The sequence below is a fragment of the Martinezella dioscoreae genome (assembly GCF_009176305.1).
GTDB lineage: Bacteria > Pseudomonadota > Alphaproteobacteria > Rhizobiales > Rhizobiaceae > Rhizobium > Rhizobium dioscoreae.
Window position 1 is genome coordinate 1 of record NZ_BLAJ01000023.1, and the last position, 20,899, is coordinate 20,899.

Sequence of the window (20,899 nt, forward strand, 5' to 3'; positions counted from 1 at the left end):
CCGCTCAAGAGCGAGACATTGGACAGGAGGGCAATGCCTGTCGAATGGGCTATCCTAGCAGTTCTTCATCACCTGTGGCTTTGCGTTGCCGAGTATTTTCTATGCGGTATGCGAATTGTGCTCTAGTCAGTCCAAGCATACGAGCGGCGGCGGAAAGATTTCCATGCGCCCGATCCAAGGCCGCGGTGTATAGTGCCTGTTCAAGAGTACTGAGTGAAAATCCTTCGGATTCTAACAATTGATTGGGATCGGTCGGCGTTCCCCTGTATTCGTGGCTGTTGCTGCTCCCCGAACTGATAGCGAAGCGTGTCAGTTGAGCTCCGATCTGTGCAGCGGAAATCGTTGTATTGTTGGTCTTTGTGTCGAGCACGGCGACAAGTACGTTACGCATCTGGCGCAGGTTTCCTGGCCAGAGTTCTGCCTCGATCAACTCCTCGGCCGCCGCTTCGAAGCGGAGAGGCTCGAGGCTCATTCGATCCGCAAGCACCGGCAACATCGAGCGCGCCAACGCCACTCGCTCGCCTTCCCTTTCGCTTAATGTCGGCATGCGAACGGTTATCGGGGAGAGAACGGAAAAAAGTTCTTTTAGAGAGCCTTGCTCCTTCGTTGCAAAGCATTGGTCAGCGACCGCGACGACGCGCGGTCCACCAGTCGCGATGCCTTCCTCGATTGCGCGGGCGAAGTGGTGCTGGACGTCGTGGGGTATAGTTTCCACAGCGTCGATGACGATCATCTCGCGATGGGATGTTCGTCGGGTTGCCTTCATCGGCCGTGCGACCTCGGCGCAAAGCGCAAGGTCGACCTGCACCCCAACCAAGCGTCGCAGATCGGTCGCAGACGCAGCAGACCTGCGGTGCAGATAGCGCGCCGCTATACCGCGTCCCGTCCCCGGTGCACCCGTTAGCAGCACGGGCAGGGTTGTGGCCGCGAGGCGGTCGAGTTTGTCGCGGACCGGCATCAGGATCAGGTTGTCGAGGCTGGAGAAGGACGTGTCGGTGGCGCGCGCGGCGCTGCCGCGCGAGGCGGGAGCGGGGCTGATGTCGTCGGCAACATCGATACGTTCGCGGAAAAGCGTCACTTCTGGATCATTGAGGCCCCAGCCATCGGCTGGTTTTCCGACCACTCGGCAATGGCTGTGGCCCTGCGCGGCACATTCGATCTCCTTGTACACGATCAGCGTGTCAAAGAACTCGCTGGCATAACCCGAGGCGTAGCCAAGCTGCGTCCAGCAGACGGATTCGGATGCCAGTCGCGTCTTACTGAACTCGGCGGCTTCGACGCTGTCGCGCCAAAGGAATTCGGCAGAAAATCGCTTCTTGCGGAAGTCGTAGGAGTTGAAGACAGTCTCTACGCGCACCACGCCGCTAAAAGTGTGTAGCCGCGTTCCGGCCGTGAATGCGTCACCTATGTCCAGATTTGGCCAGCCGGCGCGCACGAAGCGTGCGTCCGAGCGGCCGGACATGAAGCCCAGGCGCAAAAGGAAGACGCGCGCCTCTTTCTCGCCGAGCAATCGCACAAGTTCCCGCCTCAGATCGGAAAGGGCGGACGCGCGCTGCATGACGATGCGTGCGCCATTCAGCTGGATCGTTCCGTCATTGGGATTGAAGACCAAGCTGGAGAGAAGCTGCCGGACGGTTGGATTGCCGCCTCGATCCAGCATCCTAGAAGATTCGACCAATCCCTGCATCAAGACCTCTTCCGCGCAGCGAGCCGTTTGGCGATCCTTTCTCGGACGCCGATTTATCATTTCATCAAGTCGCTTCATCTTTTCAGTAAGCGATTGCCTTGGCAAGCCACGTATGTGGGAGCGCGCATCCCAAAAAATACCGTTGTATTTCAACATATTGGAGTTTGGTCGAGAAACTTCTTTCATTCCCCTGCCTGCGTGTTTGACAGGCGGTCGGGAGTTCTCGTCCTAATGAACCAGTTCTGCTGCGTCGGGGAGGGCAAGGCAGAATGGAGGAAGTTCGGGCCGAGGCTCGGGCATGCCATCCTCGACGGCACGGGAGGAAAAATGACGAGCTTGCAGGATATGTTCGACGTTCGTGGCAAATCGGTCATCGTGACCGGCGGCGCGAGCGGCATAGGGCGGGCCTATGCGGAAGTGATGGCGGATAACGGTGCTCGTGTCTGCATCTTCGATATGGATGGCGAAAATCTCGACCGTGTCGTGGCGGAAATCGCCCGACATGGAGCTGACGTTTGCGGTCTGGAGATCGATGTCTCGGATCGGCCGGCTATGGCGGCGGCTTTCGACGCGGTAGCAGAGCGTCAGGGACGGATCGACATCGTCTTTGCAAATGCGGGCATCGATGCTGGGCCTGGCTTCCTGTCGACGACAGGTGAGCGGCTCCAAGGCGGCGCCATCGATGTTCTCGACGATGATCACTGGGATCGGGTGATCGAGGTCAATCTCTCTTCGGTCTACACAACCGTCAAGCATGCGGCCCGGCACATGAAAGCGACGGGGGGCGGTCGTATCATCGTGACCTCCTCGATCGCTGCCCAGATCAATGAGGCGATCGTTGGCACGCCCTACATGCCAGCCAAGGCCGGCGTAGACCATTTCGTGCGCCAGATGGCGATGGAATTGGGCCAATTCGGCATTCTCATCAATTGCATCTCGCCTGGTCCCTTCATGACCAATATCGCCGGCGGCAGGCTGCGGATACCGGCGGATCGCAAGGCCTTCGAACAGCAATCGCTGATCGGGCGGATTGGCGATCCCGAGGACATCAAGGGGCTTGCTCTCTATCTCGCGTCGCCGTGCTCGTCCTACGTCACGGGCAGCCAGATTGTCATTGACGGAGGTTCGATGCACCGCATCAAGTAAATGAACTTCGCCGGATGCGGGAGGAGGAAATCGCAGCCGGCGAATGAGCTTCAGAGGGAGGATAAAATAATGGAATCGAAAAGCAGTTTGTCGATGCCTTCTCGCCGCACGGTGCTGAAGGGAATAGGCGCCGGCCTTGCCGCCTCGGCGCTCGGTGCGCCGACGATTGCCCGCGCGCAATCGGCCGGCACGATCAAGGTCGGCTTCATCACGCCGGCGACCGGGCCCCTTGCCCTTTTCGGTGAGACCGACGGCTGGGCTCTGGAAAAGGTCAAGGCGCAGCTCAAGAATGGTCTGGAGACGGCGGCCGGCCACTACGATGTCGAATTCCTGATCCGCGACAGTCAGTCGGACCCCAACAAGTCGGCGGAAGTCGCCGGCGATCTCATTCTCAATGAGGGCGTTCACCTGCTGCTGCCGGCGTCTACGACCGATACGGTAAGCCCTGCTGCCGATCAGGCCGAACTCAACGAATGCCCCTGCATTTCGACAGGCGCGCCTTGGCAGGCGGTCATCTTCCCGCGTGGAGGCAAGGACAAGCCGTTCAAATGGACCTATCACTTCTTCTGGGGCCTGGACGAAGCGCTGAACACCTATGTCGGCCTCTGGAACACGCTGGACAGCAACCGCAAGGTCGGCATGCTGTTTCCGCAGAACGCCGATGGTGAGACATGGGGCAACATGGATTATGGCCTGCCTGCACCCACCAAGAAAGCCGGCTTCGAGATCGTCGTTCCCGGCTTCTTCCAGCCGCGCACCAACGATTTTTCGGCGCAGATCACGGCTTTCAAGCAAGCCGACTGCGATATCATCGGCGGTATTGCCTATCCGGCCGATCTGAAGACCTTCGTCAACCAGTGCGCCCAGCAGGGCTATAAGCCGAAGGCGATCACGGTCGCGGCTGCATTGCTCTTCGCCTCGGGCGTGGAAGCCATGGGCTCGCTCGGGGAGGGCATGTCTTCGGAAGTTTGGTGGACCCCCGCCTTTCCCTTCAAGTCGACGCTGACCGGTCAGGTGAGCCGCGATCTTGCCGACCAGTGGGAAGCGGAAAAGAAGAAGCAGTGGACGCAGCCACTCGGCTACAGCCATGCCATCCTCGAAGTGGCGATCGACATTCTCAAGCGCTCCAAGAACCCACTCGACCGCACCGCCAATCTCGAGGCGGTTGTCGCCACCAACACGCAAACGTTGATCGGGCCAGTCAATTTTGCCAAGGGACCGCATCAGAACGTGGCGACCTCGCCGATTTTCGGCGGGCAATGGGTCAAGGGCGACAAATGGCCGTATGATCTGAAGATCGTCGACAATACCGTCAACAAGCTCTTCCAGCCGGAGCGCAAGATCGTGCCGCTGCCCTGGCGGACTGCCTGAACAAGGCGTGAAGCCAAGGCAAAGCGAGATACCGCCCCTGCTTGATGCGATCGGGCCGGGACGGATCGGACGGAGGATCGAAGGGCGCGCCCAAACGCGCCGCCGGCATTAAAAGGCCAGGGTGGAGGAGCATGGAAAACGGCGTACTACTCGAGGCACGCGACCTCAGCAAATCGTTCGGGGCTCTCAAGGTCCTGCACGAGGTGAGTTTTGCGGTCGGCGCTGGCGAGGTTCTGGGCATTGTCGGCCCGAATGGTGCCGGCAAGACAACCCTATTCAACCTGATCAGCGGCGACATGCGTGTCGATGGCGGTGAGTTGGTCTTTGACGGCCAGAAACTCGTTGGTCAGCCGCCCTATCGCCGCTGCAAAATCGGCATTGGCCGGACCTACCAGATCCCGCGTCCCTATGTCGGTATGACGACCTTCGAAAACCTCCTCGTCGCCGCGTTTTTCGGCAGCGGCACCAAGGATGCCGAGAGCTATCAGCGCTGCGCAGAGATCCTCAAGGCCTGCGAGTTGTCCGACAAGGCGAACCGTTCCGCCGGCTCGCTGACGCTGCTCGATCGTAAGCGGCTGGAACTGGCGCGTGCGCTTGCCTCGTCGCCAAAGCTCCTGTTGCTCGACGAAATTGCCGGTGGGCTTACCGATGAGGAGGGTAGGGCGCTCGTCTCGCTTATCCGCCGCATCCGCGACAGCGGGGTCACTATTGTCTGGATCGAACATGTGCTGCACGCGCTGCTCGCCGTCGCCGACCGCATGCTGGTGCTGAATTTCGGGGAGAAGATCGCAGAAGGTGTGCCGGCCGAAGTCATCCAAAGTCCGGAGGTGCGAAGGGTCTATATGGGGGTCGAGGCATGAGCGCAGCACTGCTTTCCACACATGGACTGGTCGCCCGCTACGGCGATTTTCAGGCTCTTTACGGTATCGACTTCGAGATTGCCGCGGGCGAGGTCGTCGCCCTGATCGGGGCAAACGGTGCCGGCAAGTCGACGCTTCTGAAATCGATCATGGGCCTTCTGAGCGTTGCGCCGGGCATGGTGCAGCTCGAGGGACGGCCGGTCGGCGGCGCCAAGCCGCACCGGATGGTGGCCGATGGCGTGGCGATCGTGCCCGAGGGCCGTCGCCTCTTTGTCGGCATGTCTGTCATCGACAATCTGCGCGTCGCTATCGACCATGCCGGCAAATCCGCCGCCAATGGCTGGACGCTGGAGCGCCTGTTCGCGCTCTTTCCGGTCCTGAAGGAAAAGCAGGCCGTGCCTGTGCAGTCCCTGTCCGGTGGACAGCAGCAGATGGTGGCGATTGGCAGGGCGCTGCTCAGCCAGCCGCGCGTACTTCTATGCGACGAAATCAGCCTGGGCCTCGCGCCGAAGGTGGTGAAGGAAATCTACCAGGCGCTGCCGTCGATCTGTGAAACAGGTACGGCGATCGTGTTGGTGGAGCAGGACGTCGGGCTCGCCCGCTCCTCGTCGAACCGGCTCTACTGCATGCTCGAAGGCCGCGTCAGCCTTACCGGCCGATCAGCTGATATCTCGCGCGAAGCGATTGGCGAAGCGTATTTCGGAGGGGCCCATGCTGTGGCTTGACGGCCTTGTCCAGGGCATTCTTCTCGGCGGTCTCTATGCCCAATATGCGCTCGGCATGGCGCTGATGTTCGGCGTCATGCGCGTCGTCAACATCACCCATGGCGACCTGGTGATCCTCCTGGCGCTGATCGGCATCAGCCTGGCTACCACATTCTCGCTCGGCCCGTGGTCGGTGCTGGTGATCCTCGTGGTGCTTGGGGCCATCATCGGCGTCATCCTGCAGCGACTCATCCTCAACCGCGTCGTCGGCGCCGATCCGCTTCCCTCGCTGATCGCCACCTTCGGGCTCTCCATCGCCCTGCAGAACGCCATGCTGCAGATATGGTCGGCCGACACCCGCTCGCTAGGCGGCGGCGACATCGTGCATGCCTCCTTCCAACTCGGGCCGCTCTTCGTCGGCATCTTGCCAGTGATCGTGCTTCTGACGGCTACCGTGCTGACCGGCGGCCTCGATGTCGCGTTGCGCTCGACACGCTTTGGCCGTGCCCTGCGCGCAGCTTCGGCCGATGTGGAAGCCGCGGCGCTGACAGGTGTCAACCCGAAGACGGTCTATACCGGGGCAACGGCAATCGCTGTCGCGATCCTCGGATTTGCCGCGGTCTTCCAGTCATTGCGTTCGACCGTGGCGCCTGCCGACGGGGCCTTCCAGCTGATCTACGCCTTCGAGGCTGTCATCATCGGCGGCATGGGGTCGATCTGGGGTGCCTTCCTCGGAGCGATGGCGCTCGGGGTCAGCCAGTCGGTGGGATTCCGCATCGACCCCGGCTTCGGCATCCTCGCCGGCCACCTCGTTTTTCTGATCATCCTCGCCCTGCGTCCCCAGGGCTTCCTAGGAAGGGGTTGAGCCGTGACCAATGCCTTCGCCGCCCGCTTGACCGATGCCGTCCCGCGGCCCGCCGTGCGCGTACAGCGCCAGACGCGCTCGAGCCTGATTGCACTCGTTATCAGCGTCGCGCTGCTCGCGGCTGTCGCTTCGATGCCGCTCTGGGCAAGCCAGGGCCTCATCCGCGATGTCGTTGAACTATGCTGCTACATCACCGTCGCGCAGATGTGGAACCTGCTCGCCGGTTATGGTGGCCTCGTCTCCGTCGGCCAGCAGGCCTTCGTCGGTACGGCCGCTTATGCAATGTTCATCATGGCGCAGCTTTGGGGCTTAAGCCCCTTCCTTGCCGTGCCTTTGTCGGTCATCGCACCGGCGATACTGGCGGCACTTACCTATGGCCTGCTGCATCGGCTCGATGGCCCATATTTCGCTATCGGCACCTGGGTGGTGGCGGAAGTCATGCGCCTTGCCACGTCCGTCTTCAGCTATGTCAATGCCGGCGCCGGCATGAGCCTGCGTGTCATGTCCAGCTATACGCCCGCTGAACGCGCAATCGGCATTTCGGTACTGGCGGCGCTGATGCTGCTTGTCGCCGTCGGCGGCAGCTATCTGCTATTGCGTTCGCGCTATGGCTTGGCGCTGGTCGCCGTGCGAGACAATCCGATTGCCGCGGCAAGCCAGGGCGTCAATGTGGGCCTCCTGAAATTCCTGATCTGGGTTGCCGCCGCCATCGGCACTGGCCTTGCCGGTGCCATCTACTTCATGGCGCAGCTGCGCATAACGCCACCGGCCGCCTATAGCCCCACCTGGGCGAATGTGGCGATCTTCATCGTCATGGTGGGCGGGCTCGGCTCGCTCGAAGGGGTGCTGATCGGCGCGCTTGTCTATTTTGTCGCCGACCGCCTGTTCGGACAGTACGGCGCCACCTATCTCGTCGTCCTCGGGCTACTCACCCTCGTCATGGCGCTTTTTGCCCGCGGCGGTCTCTGGGGATTGATCCAGAAGGCGACAAACGCCTCCTGGTTCCCGACGAGGCGCACGCTTCTGGAGGACCCGCGATGAGGGCGGCACTGTTCGAGGCAGTCGGACGACCCCTCGATGTCAAAACGATCGAAACGCCGCAGCCCGGCGCTGACGAGCTATTGCTCCGCGTTGCCGCCTGCGGCATTTGCGGTTCCGACCTGCACATGACGGAAGATCCCGAAACCTTCGCGCTCAAAAGAGGCGGCGTCCTCGGCCATGAAATTTCTGGCGAAGTGGTGACCTGTGGCGCTGAGGTCGCGAATTTCAAAACCGGCGACCGGATTGCCGTCGCACCGATGCGCGGCTGCGGCCACTGCGACAGCTGCTCGCGCGGCGAACCCGCGTGGTGCGCCGAGATGCGGCTGATCGGCGGCGGCTATGCCGAATTCGTCACCGTCGCTGCCCGTCAGTGCCGCCGGTTGCCGGACGATTTGCCGACCGAGGAGGGGGCTCTGGCCGAACCGGTTGCAGTCGGCCTGCATGCGGTCATGCGTTCGGGGCTGAAGCCGGGCAACCGCGTGCTGATTCTCGGTGCAGGCCCCATCGGTCTTCTTGTCGCCTTCTGGGCGAGGCGGCTGGGGGCGGCCCATGTCGTCATCGCCGATCTGAACCGCCACCAAGCAGAGCGTGCCGCCGAAATCGGCGCCACCGGCTTCGCACTCTCCGGGGAGGGTCTGGCAGAGGAGTTTCGCGCATTGACCGGTGGCGTACCGGACATCGTCTTTGAATGCGTCGGCAAACGCGGGTTGATCGATGCTGCCTGCCGGCTGGTACGCGTGCATGGCACGGTGGTCGCGGTTGGCCTCTGCGTCGGCGGCGACACATGGGACCCGTTCGCGGCGATTTCCAAGGAAATACAGGTGATCTTCGCCGTGTTCTTCACCATGGCGGAGTTCGACATGGCGCTGCAGGCGCTCAGCCCTGGCCGCCAGCGGCCGCAGGCGCTGGTGACCGGCCGGATCGGTCTTGCCGCCGTGCCAGAGGCATTCGAAGCGCTCAAGCGACGCACCACGCAATGCAAGGTGCTGATTACGCCCGCGGTCGGCTGAAACGGCATAGGAGGAGGTTTGGAATGAATTTCGAAACGGTGCATTACGACATCGAAGGTGTTGCGACCGCTGTACGCGTCATCGGCAAAGGCCCGGCCGTGCTCGCGCTGCATGGCGCCGCCACCATCGAAGGCACGGAATGGGCGCGGGGTCTCGCCGATCGCTTCCGCGTCTACTTGCCCTATCATCCCGGCTTCGGCGACAGCGGCGAAGCGCCGGATATTACCGGCATGCAGGATATCATTGTCCACAACCTGCATCTGGTCGCCGCCCTTGGCCTCGATCGGCCGCATCTCGTCGGCCACTCCATGGGCGGTTGGATGGCTGCCGAAATGGCCGTCGTCGCAGGCGAGCGTTTCGGCAGGCTGGTGCTGAATGCGCCGGCTGGCCTCAACGATCCAGATCATCCTGGCGCCGACCTGCCGGCGATCGCGCCCGAGGCGCTACCCGGCTATCTCGCGCATAATATCGACGTTGCCTTGCGCTATTTTCCGGGCGGAGCCGAATGCCCGCCGCTCGACGCCTTCCTTGCCGCCCGCGAAAAGGAGGCGCAGGCGCTCGGCAACATCGTCAAGGCCCACGGCATGGGCCATCCCAATCTCCGCCGCTGGCTTTCCCGCATCCCGAACGAGACACTGATCGTCTGGGGCGAGAAGGACCGAATGCTGCCCGCGTCGCAGGCGCCGCTCTGGGAAAAACGCATTCCAAACGCCCACACCTTCATGGTGCCGGATGTCGGCCATTTCGCCATGCAGGAGGACCCGCGCGTGGTGACCGCCATCGGCGATTTCCTCGCCGGCTGAGACAGCTTGCCGCGAGAACACACCAGATTGTCAGGAGGAACAGATGAACGCACCTTTGAAACATGGCGCCGGGTATTGGGGCACCAAGACAAACTTCGCCAGCCTTCTCGAGCATATCAGCAAGATCGGCCCGATTCTTGAAGAGAATGCCGTGGCTACCGAAAAGCTCGGTAGGCTGAATGAGCCTACTTTCGAGGCGCTGAAGCCGCTTCGTATGTCGCACATCTTCGCGACCGAAGAACTCGGCGGCGCACAGCTTTCGCCGACACAAGGCCTGCAGTTGATCGAGGCCATCACCTACCACAGCGGCGCTGCCGGCTGGGTGTCGATGGTGCATGCCTGCATCGGGGCGATGTCCGCCGCCTTCCTGCCCGACACCGCGATCTCACGGCTCTTCGGCGGTGGCACCGACAACCGCTTTTCGGGTCAGGGCACACCGACCGGCATGCTGAAGAAGGTCGATGGCGGCTATTTGTTGAACGGCAAATGGTCCTATGCAAGCGGTATTCACCACGCCACGTTCACCCATACCGCCGCCCTGCTCGACGACGGCAACGGCCATCCGGCCAAGGATGAGAATGGTAACGTCGTGGTGCTGTGCGCCCACGCGCCGGTCGGCGAGCATGGACTGCTCGGCAATTGGAACGTGCTCGGCCTGCAGGGAACCGGCAGCATCGACTACGACGCCAAGGATGTCTTCATCGCCGACGACATGGTTTTCCCGATCATGACCGCCGAGCCGCAGCGCCAGAAGGAATTCTTCAGCCTCGGCGTCGTCGGGCTGGCTGCCATCGGCCATTCGGGCTGGGCGATCGGCGCATCCCGCCGCATGCTCGATGAAATGGCCAAGTTCGCCGTGACCAAAACCGGTCGCGCCGGCATGCTCGGCGAGAGCGATAAATTCTGGTTCGATTACGGCCGTGCGGAAGCTCGCGCGCGCGCCGCCCGCGCCTTCTTGTTTGAGGTCTGGCGCGACGTGGAGGCCTCGATCGAGGCGGGGAACCGGGTATCTACGCGGCAGATCACCCTCGTGCATCTCGCCAAGTCGGAAGTGCACGAGGCGGGCGTCGATGCCTGCCACTTCGTCTACCGCGCAGCCGGTGGTGCGTCGCTGCGCGACGGCGTGATGCAGCGCACTTACCGCGAGATGCTGGTGGCGGCCAACCATTTCACGATCAACACCAACATTGTCGGTGCCGCCGGCCGCGAGATCGGCGGGCTGTGGAGCGATCGCGTCTGGCAGTTCTACGACCTGGTGGAGAAGAAATGATGGCGCAGTCCGGAAAGCAGGAGCGTGAAGCTCCGGCGACGGTCGCTGCCGGCGTGACGGAGGCTTTCATGATGGCCTTCCGCCACCATCCGGCGGGCGTTGCCATCATCACCGCCGATCCGGGTGACGGGCCGGTGGCCCTGACGGTAAGCTCGCTGATCTCAATCAGTGCCTCGCCGCCGATGGTGGCTTTCTCGCTGTCGGATAATTCCTCCAGCGCGCACGCCGTGCGTCGGGCGCAGACGGTGGTCGTGCATTTCGTGCGACGCAGCGATAGGGAGCTTGCCCGGCTCTGCGCCACCAGCGGCAGGGATCGTTTCGGGCCTGATGTGCGCTGGGCGCGGTTCGAAAGCGGCGAACCTTATTATCCGGATGTCGGCCTCTGGTTCCGGGCAGCGGTTCGCGGACTGTTTCCGCTCCCCGGCGCCTGTCTGGTCTCAGCCGAACTCCTTGAGGCCTCTCCTGGGGCGCACGAGGAGCGCCGGGATGACGCCTTGGTCTATGCCAACCGCGCCTGGCACGGACTGCGCCCGATGGCCGATGCCGGCTTGGCGCCGTTGTTCCTATGGCCGGACGATTCTGCAACATTTTGAAGAACGTCATGAGCCGTCACAGGCTCCAGATCACCGCCTGCTCATGGCGCTTGATCAGGTGCCTGAGGTTTTCGAAGCTCTTGCGAATATGGGCGCAGAAGGCCTCGACTGCCGGGACACGGATTTCCTCGGTGCGCCGCAGGAGACCGAGCGCGCGCTCGGGATGAGGAATACTGACCGGCAGTGCCGTGATCGACTTGTCATTGCGATAGGCGAAAACGACGCTGTGCGGCAGGATGGTGAGCGCATCGCTCGCCTTCAGATAGTTGATTGCGCTCACCAGCGAGCCGCCGGAATAGCGGATCTTCGCCTCGGTGGCGCCGAGCGAGAGGACGAGACTGTGCAGATCGGCAAACAGCGGGCTGCCGGTGGGCGGGGCAATCCATGGATAGTCGAGGAGTTCCGCAGGCGCGAGCTTGCGCTTCAGGAGAAGGGGGTGGGTTACACGGCAGGCGACGACATTGCGGCCAGGAAGCAGTTCCTGGAAGCGCATGCCGGAGCCCTCGTCCAGCACGTCGATCGGGCAAATGGCGAGGTCGATGCGATCGGCGTCGATCGCCGCCCGCAGATCCGGCAGGTAGCCGTAGCTCTGCTCGATGCGCACGTCCGGTGTGGCATTCTGGAACTCGGCGATCATGCCGGAGATCAGCGCATCCATGAAGAAGGGCGTGCCGCCGACGCGCACTACGCCCGTCCGTCCGTGTCGGAAGCCGTCGACAAGCGACGAGGCCTTGCGCGCAGCCACCAGCATGGCTTGACCGTGGTCGGCGAGCGCCCTGCCCAGCGGGGTCGGCTGCAACGGCCGGCGGCCCTTGACGAACAACGGTTCGCCGAGCCGCTTTTCCAGCATGCCAAGGGTACGCGACACCGCCGGCTGCGTGAGCCCCAGCAGGGCCGCTCCCTCCGTGACGCCACCGGCCTGTACGACGGCTGCAAGCTGTATCAGGTGTCGTTCATCCATCTTCATAGCAATAAGGTATATTAAACTGCAGAAAAATCATCAACTGCTACGTTTGGAGCTGGTAACGTACGGTTGAGGAGGTGCCATGGTGATCATGTCTTTTACAGAAGCGGATTCGGCTGCGCTTGTGGCAGAGCGACTGGCGCAGTGCGCCGGACCGCTGCCGGCCTTCCTCACCGCGCTGGTCGGACATATCCATCAGGCCATCAAGGAAACGCGGCCGACCCATGCGGATTGGCGACACGCCATCGAATTTCTGACCGAAGTCGGTCACGTAAGTGACCACAAACGGCAGGAATGGGTGCTGCTCTCCGATCTTTTCGGCGTGACGGCGCTGGTGGAGGAGATCAACACCCGCCGCCCGAAGGGCGCTACGCCCAACACCGTGCGCGGCCCGTTCTATCGCGCCGATGCACCCAGGCTTGTGTCGGGCGCGGATATATCGCTCGACGGCATTGGCGACCCGTTGCTGGTCAATGCCCGCGTGACCGATCTCGATGGAAATCCCGTCGTCGGCGCGAAGGTCGAGACATGGCAGGCCAATGCGGAAGGGTTTTACGAGAACCAGCAGCCGGATCTCCAGCCGGAGTTCAATCTGCGTGGCGTTTTCAGCACTGATATAGATGGCGGCTTTTCCTATAGGACGGTTCGACCGGGCGGTTATGCCGTGCCCTGCGACGGACCGGTCGGACGGACGCTGCATGCGATCGGCTATCCGCTGCGCCGCCCGGCGCATCTCCATTTTACGATCACGGCACCCGGCTTCGAGACGATCAGTACCCACGTCTATGATGGGCGCGATCCGCATCTGTCACAGGACGCATTGTTCGGCGTCAAACAGGAACTGGTCGGCACCTTCCTGCCGGTTGGCGGCATTGAAGGCCCGACGCCGGTCAAAGGCAATTGCTGGTCGCTCGATTTCACCTTCATAATGGTGCGGGCGCGAGAGGAGCGCAGGTCGGCATGACACTCGATTTTTCCTATCAGCCGCATTCGACACGCGTCGTCTTTGCTTCCGGAGCGAGCGCCGGCGTCGCCCAATGGATCGAGACGCTGGGCTGCCGCCGCGCGCTGGTGCTGACGACGCCGCAGCAGGCAGCCGACGGCGAGGCGCTGGCCGCGCGGATTGGCGCGCTTGCAGTCGGCACGTTTGCAGGCGCCACGATGCACACCCCGGTCGATGTCACCGAGAAGGCCTTGGCGCGCGCGGCCGCACTTCAGGCCGATTGCGTCGTCTCGCTTGGCGGCGGCTCGACCACCGGTCTTGGCAAGGCGATGGCCTACCGTACCGACATTCATCAGATCGTCATCCCGACCACCTATGCCGGTTCGGAAGTAACGCCGATCCTCGGTCAGACGGAAGGCGGCATCAAGACGACGGTTCGCAGCCCGAAGATCGTGCCGGAGGTGGTCATCTATGACCCCGAACTGACGCTTGGCCTGCCTGTTGCCATGAGCGTCACCAGCGGCCTCAACGCCATCGCGCATGCCGCCGAAGGTCTTTATGCCGATGATCGCAACCCCATTACCACCATAATTGCGATCGAGGGCATGCGCGCATTTGCCGAAGCGCTACCCGTGATCGTCAAGACGCCGCGCGATGCCGAGGCGCGGGAAAAGGCACTCTACGGCGCTTGGCTCTGCGGCACCGTGCTTGGGCAGATTTCGATGTCGCTGCATCACAAGATCTGCCACACGCTGGGCGGCAGTTTCGACACGCCGCATGCGGAGACGCATGCGATCATGCTGCCGCACACGATCGGCTTCAATGCCGCCGCAGTGCCGGAGCTGCTTGCGCCGATCGGGAGCATTTTCGGCGGCACGCCGGGCCAGGGGCTCTACGATTTCGCCAGGTCCGTCGGCTCGCCGCTGGCGCTGAAGGATTTCGGCCTCACCGAGAGCGATCTCGACCGCGCCGCCGAAATCGCGACGCGCAACCCTTATGCCAATCCGCGGCCGATCGACCGAGCCTCGATCCGCACGCTGCTTCAGGACGCCTGGGCGGGAGAACGCCCACCACTCTAAAACGCTTGTGTTTACTTTGGGAGGAGGAAACCAAAATGTTTACGAGACGTGACCTGCTGAAAACCGCGGCGGCGACCGGCGCGCTTGCGGCGACATCCAGCCTTGCCATGCCCGCGATCGCCAAGGGAGCGGCGATCAAGCTCGGTTATGTCAGCCCGCAGACCGGGCCGCTTGCCGCTTTCGCCGAGGCCGACAAGTTCATCCTTGACGGCTTCCTGGCCAAGACGAAGGCCGCCGGGCTCAACTACGAAATCGTAGTCAAGGACAGCCAGTCCAACCCGAACCGCGCCGCCGAAGTCGCCAAGGAACTGATCGTCAAGGACGAGGTTAATCTCGTGCTCGTCGCATCGACGCCGGAAACCACCAATCCGGTCGCCACTACCTGCGAGGCGGAAGAGATGCCCTGCATCTCGACGGCCGCGCCCTGGCAGCCCTGGTTCATCGGTCAGCAGGCCAATCCAGGCGACCCCTCATCATGGAAGCCCTTCAACAGCACTTTTCATTTCTTCTGGGGCCTGGAGGATGTGATCGCTGTCTACACCAACATGTGGCAGCAGCTGGAAACCAACAAGAAGGTGGGCGGCCTCTTCCCGAACGACGGGGACGGCAATGCCTGGGGCGATAAAGTGGTCGGTTTCCCGCCGGTTCTCGAAAAAGGCGGCTACACCCTTGCCGATCCCGGTCGCTACCAGAACCTGACCGATGATTTTTCTGCGCAGATCAATGCCTTCAAGTCGGGCAACTGCGAGGTCATCACAGGCGTCATGATCCCGCCGGACTTCACCACCTTCTGGAACCAGGCCAAGCAGCAGGGTTTCCATCCAAAGATCGCCTCCATCGGCAAGGCCATCCTGTTCCCGCAAGCTCTTGAGGCTTTGGGCAAGAGTGGTCACAACCTGTCCTGCGAGGTCTGGTGGTCTGCCAGCCACCCGTTCAAATCTTCGCTGACGGGAGAGAGCGCCGCGGAACTTGCCGCAGGCTTCACCAAAGCCACAGGCCGGCCCTGGACGCAGCCGATCGGCTTCGTTCACGCGCTTTTCGAATTGGCGGTCGATGTCATGAAGCGGGCGGACCCGACGGACAGCGCGGCTGTAGTCAAAGCGATCGCAGCGACCAAGCTGGACACGATCGTTGGCCCGGTCGCCTGGGACGGTGCCAATGTCCCGCCTTTTGCCGCGAAGAACGTGGCCAAGACACCGCTCGTTGGCGGCCAGTGGAGATTGAAGGACGGCGGCGGCTACGATCTCGTCGTCACCGACAACAGGACCGCTCCCAATATTCCCACAGGCGGCAAGATGGAGCCGATCGCCTCGGCGTGATGCCTTGACCGGGTTCGGCCCGGAGGCGGTCATGCGCCGGATTCGGCGAAGGACGAAATGGACACCAATCAGGAAGACGATGGTCATACTTGCCCTCGAAAACGTTTCGAAGAGCTTCGGCGCCCTAAAGGTCGCGGATGGAGTGTCGTTTGCGCTGGAGAGCGGAGAGGCGCTCGGCATCATCGGGCCGAACGGTGCGGGAAAATCCTCCCTGTTCAATCTCATCAGCGGCAATCTGCGCGTCGATGAGGGGCGGATTATCTATCGCGACGAAGACGTGACGCGCCAGCCGCCGATGGCGCGATGCCTGGCAGGGATCGGCCGCACATTCCAGATCCCGCAGCCCTTCCAGCAGCTGACCGTTTTCGAAAACCTTCTGGTCTCTGCCGCTTACGGATCGCGAAAGACGGAACGGGAGGTGTCGGAGCGCTGCGCGGATATTCTGGTGAACACCGGCCTGATTGCGCGCGCCAACCACGCCGCCGGCAGTCTCGGCCTCCTCCAGCGCAAACGCCTCGAACTTGCGCGGGCGCTGGCGACGGGGCCCAAGGTGCTGCTGCTGGACGAGATCGCCGGAGGCCTCACGGAGGGCGAATGTGGCGAGCTGGTGGAGACGATCCGGACGATCCACGGAGCCGGTGTCGCCATCATCTGGGTCGAGCACGTGCTGCATGCCCTCAACTCCGTGGTAAGCCGTCTTCTCGTCCTGAATTTCGGCAAGGTGGTCGCCCTCGGCAGGCCGGCCGAAATCATGGAATCGCAGGCGGTCCGCCAGATCTATCTCGGGATTGACGTCTGATGGCTCTTCTTGAAACACGGGGCCTCACGGCTTTCTACGGCGACTTCCAGGCGCTCTTCGGGGTCGACGTCACGCTTGATGCCGGTGAGACTTTGGCGATCATCGGCGCAAACGGCGCCGGCAAATCCACGCTGATGCGCTCGATTTCGGGCATGCTCGCCAACGAGCCCGACCAGATCAGCTTCGATGGCAGGCCGATCGGCGCACTGCCGGCCCCCGAGGTCATGGCGCTCGGTGTCGCCATGGTGCCGGAAGGTCGCAGGCTCTTCCCGTCGCTGACGGTGGAGGAAAATCTGCTGATCGGCAAATATGGGCGCAGCGTCAAAGGGGCGTGGACGCTTGAGACAATATACGAGCTCTTTCCGGTCTTGAAGGAGAGGCGCGGCAATTCCGGCACCGCGCTATCGGGCGGCCAGCAGCAGATGGTCGCGATCGGCCGGGCGCTGATGTCCAATCCGAGGGTGTTGCTCTGTGATGAAATCAGCCTGGGCCTGGCACCGGTGGTGATCCGCGATATCTACGCAGCCTTTCCCAAAATCCGCGCCGAGGGCGCAGCCATCGTGATCGTCGAGCAGGATATCGGCCAGGCACTCAAGGTAGCAGACCGTCTCTATTGCATGATGGAGGGACGCGTGACGCTGACCGGAACACCGGATGCAATTAGCCGCGCCGACATCCATTCTGCCTATTTCGGAGTGCATACGGGATGAACTGGCTCGACACGATCATACAAGGCATTCTGCTTGGCGGTCTGTACGCGCTGTTCGCGGCCGGCCTGAGCCTCGTTTTCGGCATCATGCGGCTGGTTAATCTCGCGCATGGCGATCTTATCGTCCTGGCCGCCTTCCTGCTTCTGGTGCTGGTCAGCGCGCTCGGGCTCAATCCTTTCGTTGCGGCGCTCGTCGCCGTTCCGGTGATGTATGCGGTCGGCTGGGCCCTGCAGTTCCTCGTGCTCAATCGCACCATCGGAGACGACATACTGCCGCCGCTGCTCGTCACCTTCGGCCTTTCGGTCGTTATCCAGAACGCGTTGTTGGAAGGCTTTTCCGCCGATAGCCGCCGCGTTTCGGTGGGCGCGCTGGAAACCGCGTCTCTCAAATTCGGGCCTGTCAGTGTCGGCACTATGCCGCTCCTGACTTTCCTGGCGGCGGTTGCTGTCATCGTCGGACTGAACCTCGTCTTCTACAAGACGAGCCTCGGCCGCGCCTTCCGCGCCACCTCCGACGATCGCGCCACGGCGGGCCTGATGGGCATCCGCTCCGACCGCATCTTCGCGACCGCGACGGGCCTTGCGATGGTTGTTGTGACGATTGCGGCCCTCTTTCTCGGCACGCGCGCCAATTTCGACCCAACCATGGGCCCGGCGCGGCTGATCTACGCCTTTGAGGCGGTGATCATTGGTGGGCTCGGCTCCTTTTGGGGTACGCTCGCCGGCGGCGTGATCATCGGCGTCGCGCAAACGACGGGCGCAGCCGTCAATCCCGAGTGGCAGATCCTTGCGGGCCATGTGGCATTTCTTCTTGTGCTGTTGGTCCGCCCGCGCGGGCTTTTTCCAAGGGCGGTGGACTGACATGGTGTATGAGAGGCTTTCCTCCGATTCCGCTTCGCCCGCGCCGCTGCCCGGCTGGACCGTATCGACGCGCAATCGCGCCTCGTCGTTTGCGGTGATTCTCGTCGTAGCAATGGTCGCAGCAGGCGTTGCCGCTCCCTTTCTGGTTCCCCGCGCGGTGCTTCAGGACCTGTTCTTCATCCTGACGATGCTGACGCTCGCGCAATGCTGGAACCTGCTTGCCGGCTATGCCGGGCTCGTTTCGGTCGGCCAGCAGGCCTTCGTCGGCTTCGGGGCCTACGTCATGTCCGCTGCCGTCATCCTCAGCGGGCTCAATCCTGTTGTCGCGATCGTGCTCGGCGGGCTTGCCGCCATGATGCTTTCCGTGCCGACGGCCTTTTTCGTCTTCCGGTTACACGGTGCCTATTTCGCGATCGGTACCTGGGTTATCGCCGAGGTAACGCGGCTGTCCCTGGCGCAATGGAAGGCGCTCGGCGGCGGCACGGGAACATCGCTGCCTTCCGGTATCACGCGCGATTTGCCGGGTGCCCGCCTTGCTGCCGAATGGCTCGGCCTGCGGCCGGCCCAGGCCGCGGATATGGTGTGCTATTGGCTGGCGCTTTTGCTGGCGTTTGCCGCCATCGGCTTTGCCTATCGGCTATTGCGTTCCAAGCAGGGATTGGGGCTTGCCGCCGTGCGTGACAACCGCGAGGCGGCAAGATCGGTCGGCATCGATCCAAACCGCATTAAATTTGCCGTCTATCTCGCCACTGCCTTCGTCACGGGCCTGACCGGCGCGCTCATCTACCTGCAAAAGGCACGCATCTCGCCGGATGCCGCCTTTTCGGTCACCGACTGGACCGCCTATGTGATCTTCATCGTCGTCATTGGCGGCATCGGTACGATCGAGGGACCGATCGTCGGCGTCATCGTCTTCGTTATTCTGCAGAAGCTCTTTGCCGATTACGGCTCTTGGTATCTGCTCGTTCTCGGCCTTCTCGGCATTGCCGTCATGCTGTTTGCCCCGCGCGGATTGTGGGGCCTCTTTGCCGAGCGCACCGGACTTCAACTTTTTCCCGTTCGCCGCATCCTTGCCGGTGGACCATTGACCAAGACTATCAAGGGAGGGCCGCATGGCTGACATCAATACCGACGTTTTGATCATAGGGACGGGCCCTGCCGGCTCGGGCTCAGCGGCACTGCTTGCCAGCTACGGCGTCGAGACTATGGTCATCAACCGCTACCGCTGGCTGGCCAACACGCCGCGCGCGCATATCACCAACCAGCGCACGATGGAGGTTTTGCGCGATCTTGGAAGGGATGTCGAGGACGAGGCCTATCTCTTTGCCACCGGGCAGGATTTGATGGGTCAGAACGTCTTTTGCACCTCGCTTGCCGGCGAAGAGATCGGGCGTATGCGCAGTTGGGGAACGCATCCGGTCAGCCGGGCCGAGCATCAGCTGTCGTCCCCCTCGCACATGAACGATCTGCCCCAGACCTTCATGGAGCCGTTGCTTTTCAAGACGGCATGTTCGCGCGGCGCGCAGGCGCGGATGTCGACCGAATATATTCGCCACGAGCAGGACGCCGACGGCGTCACGACGACCTGCCGCGACAGGCTCACAGGCGCGGAGCTCACGGTCCGGTCCAAATACCTGATTGGCGCCGACGGCGGCAATTCCAAGGTGGCTGAAGATGCAGGGCTCAGCTTCGAGGGCCGTATGGGCGTCGGCGGATCGATGAATATTCTCTTTAAAGCCGATCTTTCGAAATACGTCGCCCATCGTCCCTCGGTGCTCTACTGGGTCGTCCAGCCGGGCGCTGACGTCGGCGGCATCGGCATGGGGCTGGTGCGCATGGTTCGGCCATGGAATGAATGGCTGATCGTCTGGGGATACGACATCAACCAGCCGGCGCCGGATGTAGACACGGCCTTCGCCACCAAGGTGGTGCGCGACCTCGTCGGGGACCACGAGCTGGCGGTGGAAATCCAGTCGGTTTCGACCTGGACCGTCAATAATCTCTATGCAACGACGATGCAGAACGGCCGGGTCTTCTGCATGGGTGATGCCACCCATCGGCATCCGCCGTCGAACGGACTGGGTTCCAATACGTCGATCCAGGATGCTTTCAATCTCGCGTGGAAACTCAGTTATGTGTTGAAAGGCAAGGCTGGTCCCGCTTTGCTCGACAGCTACCAGCGCGAGCGCGCGCCGATCGCCAAGCAGATCGTGACCAGAGCCAACAAGTCGATCGAGGAGTTCGGGCCGATCTTCAAGGCGCTTGGCCTACTCGATTCCATCGACCCCGTGAAAATGCAGCAGAACATGGATGCGCGCTGCGACGATACGCCGGCAGCCGAAACGCAGCGCGCTGCCATCCGTCAGGCGATCGCAGCCAAGGTCTATGAATTCGATGCTCACGGCGTCGAAATGAACCAGCGTTATCGCTCGGATGCCGTTCTCGCCGACGGTGAGCCCGAGCCGGCCTTTGAGAAAGATGCGGAGTTGCACTACCAGCCGACTACCTGGCCGGGTGCGCGGCTGCCGCATGCCTGGATCTTTGCCGATGACGGCGCCAAGGCTTCGACGCTCGATCTTTGCGGTAAGGGCCGCTTTACGGTGCTCACCGGCATTGGCGGCCGCGGTTGGGTCGAGGCTGCAAAGCTGCTCGGCCGTGAGCTTGGCCTTGACATCGAGGCACATATCATCGGGCCGCGCCAGCGTTGGCAGGATCTGACCGGCGACTGGGCCAATCTGCGCGAGGTCCGTGACAGCGGCGTCGTGCTTGTTCGACCCGACCAACATGTCTGCTGGCGCCGCGAAACCATCGCCCGGGATCCCATGGCGGAGCTTCGTCGTGCACTGTCCTTTGTTCTAGCTTTGTGAGATTTCGC

The 20,899-nt window shown here is 62.5% G+C and carries 20 protein-coding genes; 18 read left to right on the forward strand and 2 right to left on the reverse strand.

Annotated features, from left to right (window positions below):
* Positions 1–49: 49 nt before the first annotated feature.
* The gene (locus tag GDN47_RS31010) at positions 50–1,873 is read right to left on the reverse strand and encodes a XylR N-terminal domain-containing protein (protein WP_152094978.1); all 1,824 of its coding nucleotides are present in this window, start codon (positions 1,871–1,873) and stop codon (positions 50–52) included.
* Between the two features lie 141 nt (positions 1,874–2,014).
* Between GDN47_RS31010 and GDN47_RS31015 the strand changes: the two genes are divergently transcribed.
* The 10 genes from GDN47_RS31015 (at position 2,015) to GDN47_RS31060 (ending at position 11,350) form a co-directional block, all read left to right on the forward strand.
* Positions 2,015–2,833 (forward strand): SDR family NAD(P)-dependent oxidoreductase, encoded by an 819-nt coding sequence (locus tag GDN47_RS31015; protein ID WP_152094979.1) that lies wholly within the window; start codon positions 2,015–2,017, stop codon positions 2,831–2,833.
* Between the two features lie 69 nt (positions 2,834–2,902).
* On the forward strand, positions 2,903–4,204 hold the full coding sequence (locus GDN47_RS31020; protein ID WP_233790213.1) for an ABC transporter substrate-binding protein: 1,302 nt from the start codon (positions 2,903–2,905) through the stop codon (positions 4,202–4,204).
* A gap of 131 nt (positions 4,205–4,335) precedes the next feature.
* The gene (locus GDN47_RS31025) at positions 4,336–5,064 is read left to right on the forward strand and encodes an ABC transporter ATP-binding protein (RefSeq protein ID WP_113396038.1); all 729 of its coding nucleotides are present in this window, start codon (positions 4,336–4,338) and stop codon (positions 5,062–5,064) included.
* Entirely contained in the window at positions 5,061–5,789 is a 729-nt protein-coding gene (locus tag GDN47_RS31030) for an ABC transporter ATP-binding protein (RefSeq protein WP_113396037.1), read from the forward strand. Before GDN47_RS31025 ends, GDN47_RS31030 begins: the two co-directional genes overlap by 4 nt.
* Positions 5,776–6,633, forward strand: coding sequence for a branched-chain amino acid ABC transporter permease (locus tag GDN47_RS31035; protein WP_152094980.1), 858 nt, complete (start codon positions 5,776–5,778; stop codon positions 6,631–6,633). Before GDN47_RS31030 ends, GDN47_RS31035 begins: the two co-directional genes overlap by 14 nt.
* Positions 6,634–6,636: 3 nt before the next feature.
* Complete coding sequence (locus GDN47_RS31040; protein WP_233790215.1) at positions 6,637–7,674, forward strand: branched-chain amino acid ABC transporter permease; 1,038 nt, start codon at positions 6,637–6,639, stop codon at positions 7,672–7,674.
* Positions 7,671–8,684: a zinc-dependent alcohol dehydrogenase gene (locus tag GDN47_RS31045; RefSeq protein ID WP_152094981.1), complete on the forward strand. Its 1,014-nt coding sequence runs from the start codon at positions 7,671–7,673 to the stop codon at positions 8,682–8,684. Before GDN47_RS31040 ends, GDN47_RS31045 begins: the two co-directional genes overlap by 4 nt.
* A 23-nt stretch (positions 8,685–8,707) precedes the next feature.
* Entirely contained in the window at positions 8,708–9,487 is a 780-nt protein-coding gene (locus tag GDN47_RS31050; protein ID WP_113396034.1) for an alpha/beta fold hydrolase, read from the forward strand.
* Positions 9,488–9,530: 43 nt separating this feature from the next.
* On the forward strand, positions 9,531–10,757 hold the full coding sequence (locus GDN47_RS31055; protein WP_113396033.1) for an acyl-CoA dehydrogenase family protein: 1,227 nt from the start codon (positions 9,531–9,533) through the stop codon (positions 10,755–10,757).
* Positions 10,754–11,350 (forward strand): flavin reductase family protein, encoded by a 597-nt coding sequence (locus tag GDN47_RS31060; protein WP_233790218.1) that lies wholly within the window; start codon positions 10,754–10,756, stop codon positions 11,348–11,350. The genes GDN47_RS31055 and GDN47_RS31060 overlap by 4 nt, the downstream gene beginning before the upstream one ends.
* A gap of 16 nt (positions 11,351–11,366) precedes the next feature.
* Here GDN47_RS31060 and GDN47_RS31065 read toward each other — a convergent pair whose 3' ends face one another.
* Positions 11,367–12,317 (reverse strand): LysR family transcriptional regulator, encoded by a 951-nt coding sequence (locus GDN47_RS31065; RefSeq protein ID WP_152094982.1) that lies wholly within the window; start codon positions 12,315–12,317, stop codon positions 11,367–11,369.
* Between the two features lie 79 nt (positions 12,318–12,396).
* Here GDN47_RS31065 and GDN47_RS31070 point away from each other — a divergent pair, with 79 nt between their 5' ends.
* The 8 genes from GDN47_RS31070 to GDN47_RS31105 all read left to right on the forward strand — a co-directional run bounded on the left by GDN47_RS31070 (position 12,397) and on the right by GDN47_RS31105 (position 20,891).
* Positions 12,397–13,278: a dioxygenase family protein gene (locus tag GDN47_RS31070; RefSeq protein WP_113396030.1), complete on the forward strand. Its 882-nt coding sequence runs from the start codon at positions 12,397–12,399 to the stop codon at positions 13,276–13,278.
* The gene (locus tag GDN47_RS31075) at positions 13,275–14,336 is read left to right on the forward strand and encodes a maleylacetate reductase (RefSeq protein ID WP_152094983.1); all 1,062 of its coding nucleotides are present in this window, start codon (positions 13,275–13,277) and stop codon (positions 14,334–14,336) included. The genes GDN47_RS31070 and GDN47_RS31075 overlap by 4 nt, the downstream gene beginning before the upstream one ends.
* A 35-nt stretch (positions 14,337–14,371) precedes the next feature.
* Positions 14,372–15,655: an ABC transporter substrate-binding protein gene (locus tag GDN47_RS31080; protein ID WP_152094984.1), complete on the forward strand. Its 1,284-nt coding sequence runs from the start codon at positions 14,372–14,374 to the stop codon at positions 15,653–15,655.
* A gap of 79 nt (positions 15,656–15,734) precedes the next feature.
* Positions 15,735–16,454, forward strand: coding sequence for an ABC transporter ATP-binding protein (locus GDN47_RS31085; protein ID WP_152094985.1), 720 nt, complete (start codon positions 15,735–15,737; stop codon positions 16,452–16,454).
* Complete coding sequence (locus GDN47_RS31090) at positions 16,454–17,164, forward strand: ABC transporter ATP-binding protein (RefSeq protein ID WP_152094986.1); 711 nt, start codon at positions 16,454–16,456, stop codon at positions 17,162–17,164. The genes GDN47_RS31085 and GDN47_RS31090 overlap by 1 nt, the downstream gene beginning before the upstream one ends.
* Positions 17,161–18,024 carry a branched-chain amino acid ABC transporter permease gene (locus GDN47_RS31095; protein ID WP_152094987.1) on the forward strand — a complete coding sequence of 288 codons (864 nt, stop codon included), beginning with the start codon at positions 17,161–17,163 and terminating at the stop codon, positions 18,022–18,024. The genes GDN47_RS31090 and GDN47_RS31095 overlap by 4 nt, the downstream gene beginning before the upstream one ends.
* Position 18,025: 1 nt before the next feature.
* Entirely contained in the window at positions 18,026–19,144 is a 1,119-nt protein-coding gene (locus tag GDN47_RS31100; RefSeq protein ID WP_152094988.1) for a branched-chain amino acid ABC transporter permease, read from the forward strand.
* Entirely contained in the window at positions 19,137–20,891 is a 1,755-nt protein-coding gene (locus GDN47_RS31105; RefSeq protein WP_152094989.1) for an FAD-dependent oxidoreductase, read from the forward strand. Before GDN47_RS31100 ends, GDN47_RS31105 begins: the two co-directional genes overlap by 8 nt.
* The last annotated feature ends 8 nt before the right edge of the window (positions 20,892–20,899 follow it).

What these genes read in the sequence shown, in the direction of transcription:
- GDN47_RS31050 (WP_113396034.1), top strand. Translation starts at nt 8,708, where the DNA reads ATGAATTTCGAAACGGTGCATTACGACATCGAAGGTGTTGCGACCGCT.
- GDN47_RS31085 (WP_152094985.1), top strand. Translation starts at nt 15,735, where the DNA reads ATGGTCATACTTGCCCTCGAAAACGTTTCGAAGAGCTTCGGCGCCCTA.
- GDN47_RS31090 (WP_152094986.1), top strand. Translation starts at nt 16,454, where the DNA reads ATGGCTCTTCTTGAAACACGGGGCCTCACGGCTTTCTACGGCGACTTC.
- GDN47_RS31100 (WP_152094988.1), top strand. Translation starts at nt 18,026, where the DNA reads ATGGTGTATGAGAGGCTTTCCTCCGATTCCGCTTCGCCCGCGCCGCTG.
- GDN47_RS31060 (WP_233790218.1), top strand. Translation starts at nt 10,754, where the DNA reads ATGATGGCGCAGTCCGGAAAGCAGGAGCGTGAAGCTCCGGCGACGGTC.
- GDN47_RS31095 (WP_152094987.1), top strand. Translation starts at nt 17,161, where the DNA reads ATGAACTGGCTCGACACGATCATACAAGGCATTCTGCTTGGCGGTCTG.
- GDN47_RS31035 (WP_152094980.1), top strand. Translation starts at nt 5,776, where the DNA reads ATGCTGTGGCTTGACGGCCTTGTCCAGGGCATTCTTCTCGGCGGTCTC.
- GDN47_RS31025 (WP_113396038.1), top strand. Translation starts at nt 4,336, where the DNA reads ATGGAAAACGGCGTACTACTCGAGGCACGCGACCTCAGCAAATCGTTC.
- GDN47_RS31020 (WP_233790213.1), top strand. Translation starts at nt 2,903, where the DNA reads ATGGAATCGAAAAGCAGTTTGTCGATGCCTTCTCGCCGCACGGTGCTG.
- GDN47_RS31070 (WP_113396030.1), top strand. Translation starts at nt 12,397, where the DNA reads ATGGTGATCATGTCTTTTACAGAAGCGGATTCGGCTGCGCTTGTGGCA.
- GDN47_RS31015 (WP_152094979.1), top strand. Translation starts at nt 2,015, where the DNA reads ATGACGAGCTTGCAGGATATGTTCGACGTTCGTGGCAAATCGGTCATC.
- GDN47_RS31105 (WP_152094989.1), top strand. Translation starts at nt 19,137, where the DNA reads ATGGCTGACATCAATACCGACGTTTTGATCATAGGGACGGGCCCTGCC.
- GDN47_RS31045 (WP_152094981.1), top strand. Translation starts at nt 7,671, where the DNA reads ATGAGGGCGGCACTGTTCGAGGCAGTCGGACGACCCCTCGATGTCAAA.
- GDN47_RS31055 (WP_113396033.1), top strand. Translation starts at nt 9,531, where the DNA reads ATGAACGCACCTTTGAAACATGGCGCCGGGTATTGGGGCACCAAGACA.
- GDN47_RS31065 (WP_152094982.1), bottom strand. Translation starts at nt 12,317, where the DNA reads ATGAAGATGGATGAACGACACCTGATACAGCTTGCAGCCGTCGTACAG.
- GDN47_RS31010 (WP_152094978.1), bottom strand. Translation starts at nt 1,873, where the DNA reads ATGAAAGAAGTTTCTCGACCAAACTCCAATATGTTGAAATACAACGGT.
- GDN47_RS31080 (WP_152094984.1), top strand. Translation starts at nt 14,372, where the DNA reads ATGTTTACGAGACGTGACCTGCTGAAAACCGCGGCGGCGACCGGCGCG.
- GDN47_RS31030 (WP_113396037.1), top strand. Translation starts at nt 5,061, where the DNA reads ATGAGCGCAGCACTGCTTTCCACACATGGACTGGTCGCCCGCTACGGC.
- GDN47_RS31075 (WP_152094983.1), top strand. Translation starts at nt 13,275, where the DNA reads ATGACACTCGATTTTTCCTATCAGCCGCATTCGACACGCGTCGTCTTT.